12 protein-coding genes are annotated in these 18,487 nt (G+C 41.2%); 6 read left to right on the top strand and 6 right to left on the bottom strand.

Translation table 11 applies throughout. The features are described 5' to 3' along the window. Window positions 1-5 precede the first annotated feature (5 nt). From cydC to trxB, 4 genes are all read right to left on the bottom strand, one after another. The gene (gene cydC / locus ACU696_RS16905; protein WP_447343204.1) at window positions 6-1,748 is read right to left on the bottom strand and encodes a heme ABC transporter ATP-binding protein/permease CydC; all 1,743 of its coding nucleotides are present in this window, start codon (window positions 1,746-1,748) and stop codon (window positions 6-8) included. Window positions 1,749-1,750: 2 nt separating this feature from the next. Beyond that, window positions 1,751-3,517 carry a heme ABC transporter permease/ATP-binding protein CydD gene (gene cydD / locus ACU696_RS16900; protein ID WP_004909443.1) on the bottom strand — a complete coding sequence of 589 codons (1,767 nt, stop codon included), beginning with the start codon at window positions 3,515-3,517 and terminating at the stop codon, window positions 1,751-1,753. A 414-nt stretch (window positions 3,518-3,931) separates the two neighbouring features. Beyond that, entirely contained in the window at window positions 3,932-5,611 is a 1,680-nt protein-coding gene (locus ACU696_RS16895; RefSeq protein WP_209101215.1) for a DUF7057 domain-containing protein, read from the bottom strand. A gap of 181 nt (window positions 5,612-5,792) precedes the next feature. Continuing rightward, on the bottom strand, window positions 5,793-6,752 hold the full coding sequence (trxB, locus tag ACU696_RS16890; protein ID WP_109911028.1) for a thioredoxin-disulfide reductase: 960 nt from the start codon (window positions 6,750-6,752) through the stop codon (window positions 5,793-5,795). Window positions 6,753-7,287: 535 nt separating this feature from the next. Between trxB and lrp the strand changes: the two genes are divergently transcribed. The 6 genes from lrp (at window position 7,288) to ACU696_RS16860 (ending at window position 16,319) form a co-directional block, all read left to right on the top strand. Continuing rightward, window positions 7,288-7,782: a leucine-responsive transcriptional regulator Lrp gene (gene lrp / locus ACU696_RS16885; RefSeq protein ID WP_004256338.1), complete on the top strand. Its 495-nt coding sequence runs from the start codon at window positions 7,288-7,290 to the stop codon at window positions 7,780-7,782. Window positions 7,783-8,206: 424 nt separating this feature from the next. Further along, window positions 8,207-11,869 (top strand): DNA translocase FtsK 4TM domain-containing protein, encoded by a 3,663-nt coding sequence (locus ACU696_RS16880; protein WP_447343203.1) that lies wholly within the window; start codon window positions 8,207-8,209, stop codon window positions 11,867-11,869. Window positions 11,870-11,957: 88 nt separating this feature from the next. Then, on the top strand, window positions 11,958-12,578 hold the full coding sequence (lolA, locus tag ACU696_RS16875) for an outer membrane lipoprotein chaperone LolA (protein WP_004909466.1): 621 nt from the start codon (window positions 11,958-11,960) through the stop codon (window positions 12,576-12,578). An 86-nt stretch (window positions 12,579-12,664) separates the two neighbouring features. After that, complete coding sequence (locus ACU696_RS16870) at window positions 12,665-14,008, top strand: replication-associated recombination protein A (RefSeq protein WP_004909469.1); 1,344 nt, start codon at window positions 12,665-12,667, stop codon at window positions 14,006-14,008. A 108-nt stretch (window positions 14,009-14,116) separates the two neighbouring features. After that, a complete protein-coding gene (serS, locus tag ACU696_RS16865) occupies window positions 14,117-15,409 on the top strand; it encodes a serine--tRNA ligase (protein WP_004909472.1) in 1,293 nt (430 codons plus the stop codon). A 181-nt stretch (window positions 15,410-15,590) separates the two neighbouring features. Next, the gene (locus ACU696_RS16860; protein ID WP_004909475.1) at window positions 15,591-16,319 is read left to right on the top strand and encodes a sulfite exporter TauE/SafE family protein; all 729 of its coding nucleotides are present in this window, start codon (window positions 15,591-15,593) and stop codon (window positions 16,317-16,319) included. On the opposite strand, the gene ACU696_RS16855 is transcribed toward ACU696_RS16860, so the two are convergent. Together ACU696_RS16855 and ACU696_RS16850 are read right to left on the bottom strand one after the other, a co-directional pair. Then, entirely contained in the window at window positions 16,305-17,198 is an 894-nt protein-coding gene (locus tag ACU696_RS16855) for a LysR substrate-binding domain-containing protein (RefSeq protein ID WP_109911030.1), read from the bottom strand. The genes ACU696_RS16860 and ACU696_RS16855 overlap by 15 nt on opposite strands. Window positions 17,199-17,349: 151 nt before the next feature. Beyond that, entirely contained in the window at window positions 17,350-18,156 is an 807-nt protein-coding gene (locus ACU696_RS16850) for a BPSS1780 family membrane protein (RefSeq protein ID WP_004909482.1), read from the bottom strand. Window positions 18,157-18,487 lie beyond the last annotated feature (331 nt).

Here is an 18,487-nt window from a genome sequence, read left to right as displayed (position 1 = left end):
ACGCCTCAGAGCGGTTGCTGTGCCCAGTGGCGCTGGCGGAACTGATAATACTGGCCTTGCATGCCTAACAGCGCTTGATGAGTACCTTGTTCGATGATTTTACCATTATCCATCACACAAATGTTATCCATTTCCTCTAAGCCCTGCATGCGGTGAGTAATGACAATTAATGTTTTATCAGCGCATTTTTCTTTGAGTAGTGCTAAAATCTGTTGTTCTGTATGCGCATCAAGCCCTTCCGTTGGCTCATCCATTAGAATTAATGGGGTATTATGTAACAAAGCACGGGCAATGCCTAAGCGGCGCTGTTCCCCACCTGAAAGCTGTCGACCGCCTTCTCCCATCCATGCATTAAGCTTTAATTCGTTTTCTAATAAATTGCCCAAGCCAACTTGTTGCAATACTTCATTTAATTCGATATCAGTCGCTTGTTCATTGGCGAGTAATAGATTATTGCGTAATGTATCACTAAAGACATGAACCCGTTGTGGCACAACAGACATCATATTGCGTAACGATTTTTCGCTAAATTCGTTAATAGGCGTGCCATTTAAGTAGATGGTTCCGCTATCAACATCCCAAGCACGAGTTAATAATTGAAGGAGCGTTGATTTACCGCAGCCAGTTTTACCTAATAAAGCAAGGTGTTGGCCTTTATTTAACGTTAAAGATACATTGTGAAGAACGGCAAATGGCTGCTCTGGATAGGTAAATGAAATATTGTCGACAGTCAGGCTTTCCAATGTTGCGATTGAAGGGCTTTCACTTGGGAAAGTTACCTCCGGTTTCGCGGTCATTAATTGGGAAACGCGAGTAGCAGACGCAATCACCTGCCCCATATGTTGAAAAGCTACCGCAACTGGTCCTAGTGCTTCGAAAGCAGCCAGCGCACAGAAAACAAACAAAACAATGAGAGCCCCCGGTTTAGTATCCCCTCCCACATGGTCGGCAGCCATCCAAAGAAGTAGTGTCGCAGTCACACCAGAGGCAAATAAAATAATGGCTTGAGATAGCCCAGTAAGTGCCGCTTGCTGTTGTTGGCGTATTTGCCATTTGTTTTCAATATTAAGCAAGTTTTGACGAAAACGGTCAGTGGCGCCAAACAATGTTAGCTCAGCTTGCCCTTGCAGTGCAGAGGTTAAAATAGTGCGATAACTTCCACGTAATTCGGTTAGTTCACGGCCGATGGGTTTGCCAGCACGATAAAATATAAATGGCATGGTAAACAGTAAAAACAGCATGATGCCACCCAGTGTCCACGCAAGACGAGGGTCGAGATAACTTAAACCAAAAATAAGGACAAAGGTAACAAAAAATGCAGTAATGATCGGTGATAAAACGCGTAAATAGAGATGATCTAGGGTTTCTACGTCAGCGACGAGGCGATTGAGTAACTCCCCTTGACGGAAACGGCTGATACCTCCCGGTGAAAGGGGTAATACTTTACTAAAAGCAAAAACCCGTAAATGGGCAAGTACCTTAAAGGTGGCATCGTGGCTAACTAGGCGTTCTCCATAACGGCCAGCGGTACGAAAAATAGCGGCGCCACGGACACCTGCTGCGGGTAACATGTAATTAAAATAGTAAAGACCCGGAAAACCAGCAATTGCGGTTCCGGCTAAAAACCAACCGGAAAGGGTAAGTAAACCAATACTCGCCAGTAAGGTCACAATCGCTAAGATGATACCTAATGTAATTAAAAACCAATGGCGGCGGTAAAGGGCTAAGAAAGGTAATAAAATTTTCATTATCAAAGCTCCTCACTGCGATGGGCAAGTAACTGGGCAAAAGCGCCTTCTGATTGACTTAGTTGTGTGTAATTACCTTGCTGAATGATTTGACCATTAGCCATTACCCAAATTTGGTCATAATCAAGGGTTTCTTCCAGCAAATGGGTGACTAAAAGGGTTGTTTGCTGACTTGATAGCTGGTTAAGTGTTTGCATAACACGTTGCTCACTGTGGGAGTCTAAGCTCGCAGCGGGCTCATCTAGAAGTAGCATACGAGAAGGTTTCAACAGGGTTCGTGCAACGGCAACACGCTGAGCCTGCCCGACCGAAAGGCGGGCGGCATAGTCACCTAATTTGGTATTTAGACCGTCAGGCAAATGGGCTAAGAATTCGGAAACATATGCATTATCAATAGCCTGTTGAATTTCTGCCTCTGTAGCATTTGGCTTGCCTAAACAGATGTTTTCAACCAGTGTTTGCTCTGGAAGGTGAGGGTTTTGCCCAACCCAGCCAAGTAATTCACGCCATTTATCAGGACATAATTCACGAAGTTCAACACCATTTACGGTGATGGAGCCGCGATAAGGCAAAAAGCCTAACAATAAATTGAGTAATGAGCTTTTCCCTGCGCCACTTTGACCAACAATCGCAATACGTTGTTGTGGTTCAATATTGAAATCTAATGGCCCAGCAAGGCGCACTCCATCATGGGATAAAATTTCTAATTGTTTAGCCTGAATATAGATAGCATCATCGCTTAGTGTTTGGGTTCCTTGTTGAGTGTTTTGTTCCCCATCACTGTTTAACAATGTTTCGAGTGTTTCAGCGGCACCAACAGCTTGTGCTTTGGCGTGGTAGTATGTGCCAAGATCTCGTAGTGGTTGGAAAAACTCTGGAGACAGTATCAAGGCAAGAAAACCTGCAAATAGCGTGACAGGTAAACCGTAGCTACCAAAATTCATTTCACCTAGGTAAGAAAAACCAAAATAGACGGCAACAACAGCAATAGAAATCGATGCAAAAAACTCAAGTACACCGGAAGACAAAAATGCCATTCTTAGTACTTCCATCGTTCTGGAACGAAAATCCTCTGTTGATTCGCGAATTTGCTTAATTTCTGCCTTTTCACGAAAAAATAACCGTAAGGTATCAAGGCCTCGTAATCTATCGAGAAAACTACCGCTTAAACGACCTAATGCAATAAAATTACGGCGGTTAGCGTCCGCAGCACCTAAGCCGACTAATGCCATAAAAATAGGAATTAGCGGGGCAGTGACGAATAAAATAAGTGCAGCAGCCCAGTTAAATGGGAAAATAGCAATCAGGATCATAATGGGGATGATCCCCGCTAAATACATTTGTGGAAGATAGCGTGAATAGTAGTCTTGCATGTCTTCAATTTGTTCAAGAATAATCGTGGCCCAGCTACCCGCAGGCTTACCTTTAACCCATACAGGGCCGAGCTCTTGAAGTTTATCGAGTACCATGGTGCGTATTTCTTGGCGCACCACTTGGCCACAACGAAAGCCAACACGTTCTCGTATATAGGTGACAATTGCACGTAAGATGAAAACGCAAATCAGAAGAATAAAGGGAGTTAATAGCTGTTCTCGAGGAACGTTATCCATAATCAATGCTTGTAAGATAACAGCTAAGAACCAGGCTTGAGCAATAATCAGTAATCCGCTCAAAATACCTAGTAACATAGAGATCCGCAACCAGCGCTTGGCAGGGGCACTGTGTTGTTTTAACCAACGTACCAATTCAGTCTGTCTTGATTTATCCATAATGATTTAGTTAGCAGGTGTAGTTTTAATGTCATTGAGTATAGTTAGGAAATACCAACCTAACGTTGCTTTTACCATGCGCTATATTACAGTTGGACTATTTTATACCGCATGAGAACGATAATTTTTTGATCTGGTAACGCAATTGGTGGTTATAAGAAAATCTGCGTTTTTGATCTTACCCATAAATTCGGGTACTAGGGTACATCATAACAGCTTCACCACGATATGTTACATAATAAAAGTGGGTTATTTACGGTGAGTTGTATTTTGTTATTAAATTGTTTTATAAAGGTAAGTTTAATATTTCAGTAAAGTTTGGGATGTAATAATCTTGAGATGTTACTGTATTTTTACGTAATGAAAAGGTGGCTTAACAAAGAAATGTTAAGTCACCTGCATTTTTAATTAGTATTAAGAAGTGGGGTCTATCATTAACCATTCTTTGGGTTTTAATTTAAAATTTCCTTTTAATAAATTATCCCAAGCCTGAGCTTTTTCTTGCATGGTATTAAATGTGCGAGTTTGCGTATCCATTAACTCCCAGCTCTGTTCCGTTTGTTGCCATATATTGCAATCAATACTCGAACTACTTGGGTAGGAATAGCACATAACCACATCATTTTGGTTGTTTTGGTTTACATCGGCCATAAAGCCTACACATGGGTATGGGTCGTATTGTGAAGTGCAATACCACGCACTGCTAAGGTTTTCTCCGAGATCGAACCATTTGTCTGGTATTGTAGGGCTATTTTTAGCTTGAATTAATACTGATTTCAGCGGCTTACGCTGTTCTTCTTCATAAGGGCTAGTTTGGAATAGTTTTTGATATTCAGGGTTGTTATTGAGTTGCTCAAAAGCCTGTAGCCCTTTTTCACCTAATTGTTTTAAGTCATAAGCAAGCGAACTATTGACTTTAATTTTGCCATTTTCAACGCCAGCAAGAATACTGTTTAGTGTGATGCGTTTAAAATCAGCAATAGGGCTGTTAATGACCAATATAATGGCAATTAGAGACAAAATTCCCGCTTTATTGATAAACCCTAAATAGGACATCCAAGCTGATCTTTTATAAATAATGGCAATACTGTAAGCAAAAACCAATACAAATAGAAATAAGGCAATAGTAAATGCATACAGGCGTTCAACGCTCCAACTATACTGGTTTACTCGTACCAGAATGCCATAGAGGGAAAGCACTGAAAATGCATTGAGTAGAATAATGCTAACTAAGACAAAACCATTTAGACCTGTACGGTATTGATATTGGCTAGTGCCATCGCCATACACAAAATTGATGAAAATGAGGTTTAAAATTAAAAACCATAGCATCACCGCGGAGCCTAAATTCGTGGAGCTTAAACCTGAAAAGTAGGAAACAACAAAACCACCTAAGAAAATAACGGCAACAATATTTAAGAGGGGTAAGAAAAAACGAGCAATAAAGCTAGCAAAATTACTGAGCTGTACATTTAGTGTTGCCCGTAAAAAAACTAAACTCACGTTGAAGCCAAGTGCAAAGCTCACCCAGTAGATAACGTCGTTATCAAGAGCTTCACTCAAAAAATTAAGGTTAACAATATCAAATAGGAAACTGGCTATTTTTATGATTAGAGTTAGCAACCCACCGATAGCAGCAGCTAGAACACCTAAAAAGGTATTTTTAATATATAGCCCCATTAAGCAACCGTAATCGATTTTCCATGTTCTTGTTACTTGCCACAGTTGCATCCAAGGAAGCATAAAAAAGAACAGGACGGTTAGGGTGATAAAGGAGAAGAATGGGTCTGTATCTGCAGGATTTTTAAAGTCTTGGGCATGCCAGTAATTGAGCCAGAAAATTAACCCAATAATAACGACGATGTTGAGATAAAAAATACCGGATCTTGCATTGGTAATTAGGAAACTTATTGCTGAAGGAACAAAAATAGCGAGCAAAATAGGCAGATATAGAGTGGTCGCGCTTAATTGGCTTTCTATACGGATGGCGTAATCAGTGGTGGCAGTGATGACGATGCCTTGCATCACGGCAAGTATGACAATAATAAAATAAGAATAACCGCGAATGGCATCACGTTCTAATTGTTGCCCCATACCTACACCTATATTCGTAAATGTTATGTAAAAACAGTATAGGGAGTATTCGAGAAGTACAATATAAACTTGCTCTTAAAAATATATGTAAAACCAATAGTTAAGATGGGTAATATCAGTAACAAAAAAGGCTTCAATTGAATAAACATTGAAGCCTATTTAAATCACAATAATTTATTGATTATTTAGATGCTAAGCCATCAAGATAACGCTCTGCATCTAAGGCGGCCATACAGCCTGTGCCCGCAGAGGTAATGGCTTGACGGTAGATGTGGTCCATGACATCACCGGCAGCGAACACACCTTCAACAGAGGTTTGGGTCGCATTACCTTGGGTGCCTGATTGCACTTTAATATAACCGTTGTCTAAATCGAGTTGACCTTCAAAAATGCCCGTATTTGGACTGTGGCCGATGGCAATAAATGCGCCCATAACAGGGATATCTTCTGTTGCGTGTGTTTTAGTACACTCTAAGCGCACACCTGTAACCCCCATGTCATCACCTAAGACTTCATTTAATGTACGGTCGGTATGCAGGATAATATTACCGTTTTCAACTTTATCCATTAAACGGTTAATAAGGATTTTTTCTGCACGGAAGCTATCACGGCGATGAATTAAATGGACTTCTGATGCAATATTAGAAAGGTACAGCGCTTCTTCTACCGCGGTGTTTCCACCACCAACGACAGCCACTTTTTGATTACGATAGAAGAAACCATCACAGGTTGCACAAGCTGAAACGCCACGGCCTTTGAACGCTTCTTCTGAAGGCAGACCGATATAACGTGCGGAAGCGCCTGTCGCAATAATTAAAGCGTCACAGGTATATTCATTTTCATCGCCAATTAAACGGAAAGGACGTTGTTTTAAGTCCACTTTTTGGATATGGTCAGAAATGATTTCAGTATCAAATTTTGACGCGTGCTCATGCATGCGTTCCATAAGCCCTGGGCCAGTTAAACCTTCTGGGTCACCAGGCCAGTTTTCAACTTCAGTTGTGGTGGTCAATTGACCGCCTTTTTCCACCCCAGTAATCAATGCTGGGTTTAAGTTTGCACGTGCAGCATAGACAGCCGCAGTATAGCCAGCTGGGCCAGAACCAAGAATGATTAACTTGCGATGTGTTGTTGTGCTCATGAATTCCTCTTTAATCTAAAAAGCATTTATCAGATTGTAGGAGAAATAAGAGGCTAACAAAAGTGGTTTAAGTGCGACTTAGTTTCATTTGGCTTATTTCATTAATAGGTAAAACCGACAAAATGTAAAAAAGTGTGACAAAAAGTTGCTTGTGTCACGCATCACAATTTTTAGGAATTATCTTGAATTAAGGCTGCGAAACGTTTTACTGGAAAAAAAAGCGAAATCTTGTACTGATTTTTATTCATTTGCTTTGACAATCGGCTGCGCATTTGCGAAAACATCAGTGTAAGAGTTAATTATCTAGCGGATCAATGGAAATGGCGCATTTTTGTTCTCACTGGAAAATTAACTTTACACTACTTACAAATTTAAAATACAAGTAAAAATTGTGGGTGATAATTACATTCACACTAACTTCAGCATTACGAACAAAATTTGCTCCTGAACACGAATTCCTAAATAAAAAAGGTGGTGGCTAAGGTGCTTATTTTTAGATGTAGAAAATAACAATTAGAGAAAGAGAGATAAAGAGATGATTGACAATAAAAAGCGTCCAGGCAAAGACCTTGACCGTATCGACAGGAATATATTAAACGAGCTACAAAAAGACGGGCGAATTTCTAACGTAGAATTATCTAAACGAGTTGGTTTATCCCCAACACCTTGTTTAGAGCGTGTGCGTCGTCTTGAGAGACAAGGATTTATCTCTGGCTATACGGCGTTATTAAACCCACACTACTTAGATGCATCTTTACTCGTGTTTGTTGAAATTACACTCAACCGCGGTGCAGCTGATGTGTTTGAGCAATTCAATACTGCAGTTCAAAAATTGGAAGAAATTCAGGAATGTCACTTGGTTTCTGGTGACTTTGACTACCTGTTGAAAACGCGTGTGCCAGATATGTCCGCATATCGTAAACTGTTAGGTGAAACTCTGTTACGTTTACCAGGTGTAAACGACACTCGCACCTATGTAGTTATGGAAGAAGTTAAACAAAGCAATCGCTTAGTGATCAAAACTCGCTAATCATAGCTTTTTAACCTCGCTTCAGCACAGCATTTCAGCTTTGTTGCCGCACTGCAGTTTCAACGCTGAGTTTACTCAGCGTTGTTCCGTTTTTCTCACCTCATTTGCTGCTAGATAAAAACGTAATGTCTCGTCTTTAAAAGGCATTGTCTGACCGCAATCCCAGTCTTTCTGTGTTATCTTGCAAAAATTACTTAGCAATTGATAAATTTTATTTTCAATTTATTGATTCTAAAGCTATAAATATTTAGGACTTTTGATGAGAAATAGAAATTGAATCGTCATACATTAGATGGAATACTGCACCTTAGCGTTTTCATAATGCCCTGATTTACCTTAGATGTTGTAAAGCAGGCAGAGTCAGTCGTTTAATGGTAGAATAAACCTAGGTTAGTCAAGAACATCAGTTAGCAAAGAAACAATAATGAGCCAAGAATATACAGAAGATAAACACATCAAATTTAAAAAACTAAGTAGCGGAAGGCGGCTATTAGAGGTTATTTTGCTCGCAATATGCTTGAGCGCACTCTTCTTAATGGTGGCTTTATTGAGCTTCAGCCCTTCAGATCCAAGCTGGTCACAGACAACTTGGAATGCCCCAGTGAAGAATTTAGGGGGAAGTGTTGGTTCATGGAGCGCTGACATCCTTTTCTCGGCTTTTGGTATTCTTGCATTTGCTATTCCCCCCTTATTACTTCTAGGGTGCTGGGCGATTTTTCAATACGAAAGTCAGCGCCGATATATTGACTTTTTCTCTTTATCATTAAGATTAATCGGTGGTTTAGCACTTATTTTATCCTCTTGTGGACTCGCGGCTCTCAATTTTGACGACTTACCTAACTTCGCCTCTGGTGGAGTGATTGGCAGTGTATTTAGCAGTGCCATTATGCCGTGGTTCAATTCATTAGGCGCTACGTTAGCATTGCTATTTTTATGGGCAATAAGCTTTACCCTGTTTACTGGGTGGTCATGGCTTACAATCGCAGAAAAAATTGGTGCGGCTGTGCTTCTCCCAATTACGTTGCTGACAAATCGAGCAAGGGGAGATGATTTAGATAACTATGATTATGACGTTGAAGAGACTGAAGGGGCTTTACAGCGTGCGCAAGAAGCTGAGCACAGGGCCAATGACGATCTAGAAAATATTGATGCGGATGATATTTTATTTTCTGCTCCCACAGTGGCTGAATTAGTCACTGAAATCGCTCCAACAACGGAAAAAACGACGAATGAAGCGATGACAGCGACAGAAAACGCAATCCCATTGGTGAATCAAAGCGTGTCTGAGCAAGTTCCAGTAACGGCCTTCTCTGCAGTGGATGAGCCGAGCACATATCATTTTGAAGTACCTGAAGATTACCAGCCTAAGCTTGGTGCTGGTTTTGATACAACTTCAGATACCGTTAATGAGCCGTTAGCTCAAGCGTCGCCATATGTTGCACCAGAAGAACAGTTGTTTAGTGTTCAGCATAATCAACAATCAGAATCACAAAAACAAGGTAATACCGCTTACCAAGAGTATTCGGATAAACAAGAAACGCCCGTTCAGCAAGCGGCTTTTGAATCACAAACTCACTCAGTTCCATCATTTGACACTACCAATATAACGCAAAGTGTTATTCCTTCATCAGTCACTGAAAGGGTCTCTAACCCTGCGGCATTAGCAGCTGCGGGTATTTCAGTGGCTGCGCTGGAACGTCATGCTCAGGTTAAACAAAATATGGAACCAGAGCTTCCGCGGCCAAACCCTGTTCGCTTACCGACTCGTCGTGAGTTATATGGTATTCGCATTCCATCGTTACGTGATGCAGAACTACAGCGGCGTGAAGAAGAAGCTTCTAAACGTGAGCAGATATATCAGCAGTGGTCTGCGAGTGAGTCTGAGCAACTTGAAACTGATGATGAAGCACAACAAGGTGAATTACTACGAGCGCAGTTTTTAGAGCAGCAACGCGAACGTTATGGTGAAGTTGATGAAACGGATTATGAAGCGCCATTAAATAGCGTACATTCAGATGAAGAACCATTACAAAATGAGCCAATGACAGAAAATAAAATCAGCTCATTTACGCAGCCAGAAATTGAACACCGTTGGGCGTCGGCTTCACAACAGTCCAATAATACGCATACAATTCCAGAGCCTGAGGAAGTTGCGCCAGTCGTTGATAATGGCTATCAACCTCAGTTCACGCAAGAGTATTCTTCGCAAGTACAAGAGGACTTTGAGCCTAGAATTGATTTAAGAAAAGAGTTCTCTGTACTGGATAGTTTTACCCCTGTTGATGATTTGGTTGACAACGAGCCTGCTGACCCATTATTTATGCCGTCATTTAGTACGTCTTCTGTTCTACCTACGGCTCCGCAAAATAATATTGATAATATTGCTGAAGGGCTTGGCAACTCACCATCAGTAACACAAACTTTTGCGCAGCCACAGCAGCCACAGCAGCCACAGCAGCCACAGCAGCCACAGCAGCCACAGCAGCCACAGCAGCCACAGCAGCCACAGCAGCCACAGCAGCCACAGCAGCCACAGCAGCCACAGCAAGATAGCTTATTCCACCCGTTCTTAGTGCGTAATGACCAACCATTACCGAAACCAACAACGCCAATGCCATCTCTTGATTTGCTGGCAAGCCCGCCAGCGCAAGAAGAGCCAGTGGACATGTTCAAACTAGAACAAACAGCGAGGTTGATTGAAGCGAGGCTCAATGATTATCGTGTTAAAGCCGAAGTAGTTGGGTTCTCTCCAGGCCCTGTCATTACTCGGTTTGAGCTTGATCTAGCGCCGGGAGTAAAAGCAGCAAGGATATCTACATTGTCACGTGACCTTGCTCGTTCGTTGTCAACCGTAGCCGTACGTGTTGTAGAAGTGATACCGGGCAAACCTTATGTAGGCCTAGAGCTCCCTAATGAGAAACGGCAAACTGTTTACTTGAGTGAGGTATTAGATTGCGATGACTTCCGCAAAAATCCATCTCCTCTCACTATTGTCTTAGGGAAAGATATTGAAGGCGATCCTGTCGTTGCTGATTTAGCAAAAATGCCACATTTACTCGTTGCGGGGACAACCGGCTCTGGTAAATCTGTAGGGGTCAATGCAATGATCCTCAGCATTTTGTATAAAGCGAAACCAGAAGATGTTCGCTTTATCATGATTGACCCGAAAATGCTCGAATTATCCATTTATGAAGGTATCCCGCATCTATTGACAGAAGTGGTTACTGACATGAAAGATGCGGCAAATGCCTTGCGCTGGTGCGTGAATGAAATGGAACGTCGTTATAAACTCATGTCTGCATTAGGGGTACGTAACCTAGCGGGTTATAACGACCGCATCAAAGCGGCAGAAGAAATGGGCCGGCCAATTCCTGATCCGCATTGGAAACCTGGTGATAGTATGGATACAGAGCATCCAATGCTGAAAAAAGAACCTTACATTGTTGTCATGGTTGATGAGTTTGCTGACTTAATGATGACGGCAGGTAAAAAAGTGGAAGAGCTAATTGCACGATTGGCGCAAAAGGCACGTGCAGCGGGTATCCATTTGGTATTGGCAACCCAACGACCATCGGTTGATATTATTACAGGGTTAATCAAAGCAAATATTCCAACGCGGATTGCATTTACGGTATCCAGTAAAATTGACTCGCGCACGATCCTTGACCAAGGCGGTGCGGAGTCTTTACTCGGTATGGGGGATATGCTGTATTTACCGCCAAACTCTTCAATTCCAGTGCGGGTGCACGGCGCCTTTGTCCGTGACCAAGAGGTTCATGCCGTTGTGAATGATTGGAAAGCTCGCGGTAAACCACAATATATTGATAGCATTACAACCTGTAGTGATGATAGCGAAGGCGGTGGTTATGATAGTGGTGGCGAAGAGCTCGATCCACTGTTTGACCAAGCTGTTGAGTTTGTTGTTGAGAAACAACGAGTTTCCATTTCTGGGGTTCAACGCCAATTCAGGATCGGTTATAACCGTGCTGCAAGGATTGTTGAGCAAATGGAGGTCCAAGGCATTGTCAGTGAGCAAGGGCACAATGGTAACCGTGAAGTTCTTGCTCCTCCGTCAATGGGACATTAATAATTTAGTGTGCTGATTGCTGGTTTAATTTAAGGGGTGTATAAAGACGGGACGCCTCTTAAGGTAATAATTTTAAGGTCTTTCATCGATGAAAAAAATGATGTTATTGGGTGCGTTAGCCCTGAGTTTACATATTGGCCAAGTATTGGCAGACGCAAGCGAAGACCTTCAAGAACGTTTGAATAAGGTCAATAGCTTCCAAGCTAGCTTCTCGCAAAAAGTGACAAGTCCTGAAGGGGATTTGATTCAAGAAGGTGTTGGAGATTTATGGCTTGAGCGCCCAAATTTATTTAATTGGAACATGACATCACCGGATGAAAGTGTACTGGTGTCAGATGGAAAAAATTTGTGGTTTTATAATCCGTTTGTAGAACAAGTGACCGTAACTAATTTAGCGGATGCTACGCAGGATACGCCATTTCTACTAATTACACGTAACGACCCGAAAGATTGGAAACAGTACTCAATCATCCAACAAGGAAATACGTTTGATTTAAAACCAAAACAAACTAATGGAACTTTAAAACGTTTTTCCATTACAGTTTCTCCCCAAGGGACGATTGAGCAGTTTTCAGCGGTTGAACAAGATGGCCAAACCAGTGCTTATCAATTAAAAGAGCAAAAAAATGGTCGCGTTGATGCAAGTAAATTCAAGTTTACTGTGCCAAAAGGTGTCACTTTAGATGACCAGCGCTCAAACGCAAAATAAGCTTGATTAGAAAAAATATTAACCAGCAACATGAGTATTTGCTGGTTAATATATAAGGTATTTTAAGAGGTAAAAAAGAGGATATAGTGGGTAACCTGTCTCTTGATTTTTCGCAGAATGAATTTCAACCTTTAGCAGCAAGAATGCGGCCTGAAACCCTTGAACAATATATTGGCCAAAAGCATTTATTGGCAGAGGGCAAACCGTTACCGCGTGCGATTAAAGCGGGTCATCTGCACTCCATGATTTTATGGGGGCCCCCAGGAACAGGCAAAACAACCCTTGCTGAAATTATTGGCAATTATGCACAAGCCGATATTGAACGCATCTCAGCGGTTACCTCTGGTATTAAGGAAATCCGAGAATCCATTGAAAAGGCTCGGCAAAATCGTAGTGCAGGGCGAAGAACCATTTTATTTGTGGATGAAGTTCATCGTTTTAATAAAAGCCAGCAAGATGCATTTTTACCGCACATAGAAGATGGCACGATTACATTTATTGGTGCGACAACAGAAAACCCATCATTTGAATTAAACTCTGCGTTGTTATCACGTGCTAGGGTGTATTTGCTTAAATCTCTTGAAGAGAATGATATTGAACAAGTATTGCTGCAAGCGCTGGCAGACTCATCTCGTGGCCTTGGTGGGCAAAATATTGTTCTACCTGACAGCACGCGCAAAATGGTTGCTCAGTTGGTTAATGGGGATGCTAGGCGTTCATTAAATCTGCTGGAAATGATGGCGGATATGGCCGAAGCGGATGGCCAAGGGCAGCGTATTTTAACCGCTGATTTATTAAAAGAAGTCAGTGGTGAACGAACCGCAAGGTTTGATAACAAAGGCGACCGTTATTACGACTTAATTTCTGCGCTGCATAAGTCTATCAGAGGATCAGCACCGGATGCCGCACTATATTGGTTTGCAAGGATCATCACTGCGGGTGGTGACCCTTTGTATGTTGCTCGTCGGTTACTTGCAATTGCATCAGAAGATGTGGGTAATGCGGATCCTCGTGCGATGCAAGTAGCCATTTCAGCTTGGGATTGCTTTACTCGAGTGGGGCCTGCCGAAGGTGAGCGTGCAATTGCCCAAGCCATTGTTTATTTAGCTTGTGCACCAAAAAGTAACGCGGTTTATACCGCCTATAAAGCTGCGATTAAAGATGCACAAATGCAACCGGATTACGATGTGCCAGAACATCTTCGAAATGCCCCAACTAAACTATTAAAAGAAATGGGAGCTGGGAAGGAGTATCGTTATGCGCATGATGAACCTAACGCTTATGCGGCAGGGGAAAACTATTTTCCTGAACCTATGCAAACAACACGTTATTACTACCCTACGAAACGGGGTCAAGAAAGCAAGTTTGCTGAAAAACTAGACTGGTTAGCCCAACAGGATCAAATTAGCACCACAAAACGCTATCGCTAAACTGGGCAATGCGGTAAGGTTATATAGCGAAATACTTTACTTTATTTGTTGTGCTGGAATGCACCTCAAAAAGTATCATTAATTACTAACAATAATCACAGGATAAGCATGCTCGATCCCAATTTACTGCGTACGGAGCTAGACGCGGTTGCTGAAAAACTGGCTCGCAGGGGTTTTACCCTTGATGTGGAAAAGCTGCGTGAATTAGAAGAACGCCGCAAAGTTTTACAAGTTGAAACTGAAACCCTGCAAGCAGACCGTAACTCGCGATCGAAAACTATTGGTGCGGCAAAAGCACGTGGTGAAGATATCGAACCATTACGTCTAGAAGTTAACCAATTAGGCGAAAAATTGGATTCTGCAAAAGCGGAGCTTGAAAAGCTGCAACAAGAAATCCGTGATATTGCCTTGAGTATCCCGAATATCCCTGATGACCAAGTACCTGACGGTAAAGATGATTCTGACAACGTTGAAGTGGCTCGTTGGGGGGAGCCTCGCCAGTATGATTTCGAAGTTAAAGACCATGTTAGCCTTGGTGAGCTATCTGGCGGCTTAGACTTTCCAGCTGCGGTAAAACTGACGGGTGCACGTTTTGTTGTCATGAAAGGGCAAATTGCTCGTATGCACCGTGCATTGGCACAATTCATGCTTGATTTACATACTGAACAACATGGCTACCAAGAATTGTATGTTCCGTATTTAGTCAACCATGACACGCTTTACGGAACTGGCCAATTACCAAAGTTTGGTGAAGACTTATTTCATACTAAACCACTGGAAGAAGAAGCAGACAGCAGCACTTATGCTTTGATTCCAACAGCTGAAGTACCTGTGACTAACTTGGTTCGTGATGAAATTTTAGATGAAGACTCACTTCCTCTGAAAATGACAGCACACACACCTTGTTTCCGTTCTGAAGCGGGATCTTATGGCCGTGATACACGTGGTTTGATCCGTATGCACCAATTTGACAAAGTTGAGTTAGTGCAAATCGTACATCCAGAAAAATCTATGGATGCATTGGAAGAGCTGACTGGCCATGCAGAGAAAGTATTACAATTACTGAACTTACCTTATCGTAAAGTGATTTTATGCACCGGTGATATTGGTTTTGGTTCACGTAAAACTTATGACTTAGAAGTATGGCTACCAGCGCAAAATACTTATCGTGAAATTTCATCTTGTTCAAACATGTGGGATTTCCAAGCGCGTCGTATGCAAGCTCGCTTCCGCGGTAAGAGTGATAAGAAAACACAACTTGTTCATACTCTGAATGGTTCTGGTTTAGCGGTTGGTCGTACATTGGTGGCGATTTTAGAAAACTACCAATTAGCAGATGGCCGTATTGAAGTTCCAGAAGTATTACGCCCATATATGAAAGGGTTAGAGTACATCGGTTAATTTCCGTTACTTCTTCAAAAGTAAAACGCGACTCATAGTAGTCGCGTTTTTTTTGCAAATTTAAAGCATTTTGAAAACGTATCCTCAGGCTAAACCTGATCCCCCCTCAATATTTTCCAAATAGCACTATTCAATGTAGGACATTACTCTACGGTAAAGTAAATTTATCGGAGCGAAATAAATGGGTGTAATTATTGGTGTTTTCTTACTAGCAGGCCTTGTAAAAGGGGTGATTGGGTTAGGGTTACCGACAATCGCAATGGGGTTATTAAGCACGTCAATGGAGCCTGCTGCCGCTGCTAGCTTGTTAATTATTCCCTCGTTAATCACGAATATATGGCAATTATTGATTGGCCCACAATTTATGGCACTAATCAAACGGCTCAGTGGTTTTATTATTGGGGTGGTACTTGGCACCATATTCAGTTTTTTACCTTCTTTAACCTCAGCATCTGGTTGGACACTACCTGCACTTGGTTTCGTGCTTATTATCTATGGAATATGGGGGTTAATCGCAAAAAAAATGCCATCATCCAAGAAACATGAAATATGGCTTTCACCAACAGTGGGGTATATCACAGGTGTGATTACGGCTGCTACGGGTGTATTTGTTATTCCAGCAGTCCCTTATTTGCAAACCTTAAAATTAAATAAAAATGAGCTTATTCAGGCTCTAGGGTTAGCATTTACCGCATCAACAGTTGCATTAGCAATCAAGTTATCCATTGACCAGCAACAATATGATATTAATTGGAGTTTATCTGCCTTTGCCTTAATACCAGCTATTGGTGGAATGTACCTTGGTCAATATTTTCGCAAGATTATTAGCGAGAAATTATTCCGTCGTTGCTTTTTTATTGGTTTGATCGGATTAGGAATTTACATGGCGACAAAATTAGCCTTCAGATGACCAATTAATTAAGAAATTAACAAACTCATTAGTGTAATCAGGTAATTGGTTGAAATCTCGTGCACAGATAACTAATTTTCGGCATGCCCAAATTTCAGTCAATTGCACTATTTTACTCGCAGAGAGCTGGCTACGCTGTGCCGCTTGTTTGGGAATAATGGCTATGCCAATGCCATCATTAACTCCTTGCATTACAGCATCTAATGTTGGCATACGTACCCGGTAATTTAGCCGCCTGCCTTGTTGTTTGGCGTTATTATCAATATGTTTTTGTAATGGGTTATCTTCCATTAAACCAATAAATTCAGCATCAATAATGTCAGAAAATGGAACATTTTCTCGGTTTGCCCAAAGGCTATCTTTATGGACAAAAACAACTAATTCATCTGAGCTGAATGGCCGGATATCCAGCCCGGTGAGATCAGTAGAATCTGCGATAACACCGATATCAGCGATTTTATTTCTGATTGCAGTGACGATATTAGTACTTGGCATTTCCTTCACTGACACAGACATCGCAGGGTGCTGGCGTAAATAAGCACTAACACGGGCAGGTAAAAACTCCATTTGAGCAGAGGTATTACAAAGAATATTAATATGCCCACGCAGGTGTCGACTATATTGCTGCAGTTCATCTTGCATTACTTCAATTTGCTGCAAAATTGTTTTCGCATGCTCAATAAATGTATGACCTGCATTTGATAATGAAACCCCTTTCACTGAGCGAACAAAAATATCTACGTTTAATTCATTTTCTAACCCACGTATCCGTTCACTTGCAGATTGCAGTGTAAGATAAGTTAGTTTCGCTCCATGGGTGATGCTCCCTGCATTAGCGACATTAACACACAGTTTTAAATCAGTAATATCGAAATACATGGAAAACAGCTCCAATTTATGAAAGGAAAGAGGGAGATTACTATTTAAAGGAATATATGTGAATTTGTATGGGATAGCAAAAAGGAAAGCAATTGCTTTCCTTTTTTAGATTTAATGATTTAGCAAAGTCGTTAAACCATCACACTTTGGTTTATTTTACTTGTGAGAAAAACAGGCTGCGGTAGCTGCTGTAATAGCAAACATACATAATTGGCATAGAAACTAATAAACCTAAACCTAAAGGAATTACTGAAATTATCATTAAGATTGATAAAACGATAAAGAACAGGAGACCTGGCAGGATATTTTTCTTAACAGCTTGTAAGCTTGCAGAAATTGCAGCGCCAACAGTGAAGTCGTGGTTCATAACCAATGCTGGAGCAAACCATGTCAAGGCAGTACCTACTAACGCAGCAACGGCCATGATAATAATTGCAAAGAAGAATGTACCTGAAGATGCAAGGATAGCCGCGTCAGATGGTGAACCATATTGGTTGCTTTCCATCAATAAACCAAACATAGCAGAACCACCGATAATAAATGCGATGATCATGCCTACTAAGTTAGCCGCAAAGTTGATGGCACCAACGGCAAATAGGGTACCGAATTTATTTTGGAAACCAGCAAATAATAACCCAATTTCTGCTTGGCCAGTTTTACGTTGATTTTCACTGATAGCAATAATACCACCAATAAAAATAGGCGTAATAAAAGTAATCAGTAAGTTCAAGAATGGGATCATTGAAATGATAAAGATCACCGCAAACAGAACGATGTTAATTAGGATCCACATTCCCAGCTTTTCTTTAACAAGAGACCATGATTGGCTGATCCAGTTAACACCTTCACCTGCATCTACTGTGCGAGGTTCTGCGTGAAAAACGAATGTATCGGCTTGAGTTTGTGCGTTAATTGTAGGTGCAGGGTTGTTATCTGCACTGAAGTTTTCATTATTCATGATAAGAAAGGAACCTGTTAGTCGTAGTGAATTAGCAATATATTATTATTAATAAGTTTTCTGAGTTTATACTCATTCTTGTAACTTATCGGCAGTAGTATGCAGATAAGTTAACTTATTATAAAGCAGACTATTCTGGTAAGGTATTTTTGATTAACATTTTCTTGTATAAGATATTTTTTATTGTAATAAGACCATTATCTATACCTTAATGTATTGAATAGAGTATGAGTATTTAGTAGTACAGTGAAAACGGCTGTTTTTTTTATTCTATACAGTAAGACCAAACCCTAATTTAATAGTGAATAGTAAATTAAATAATCATTATTAT

The sequence above is a fragment of the Providencia sp. PROV_01 genome, from assembly GCF_053098325.1.
Note: the sequence above shows the minus strand (reverse complement) of the source record. Positions and strands in the feature narration are given on the sequence as shown.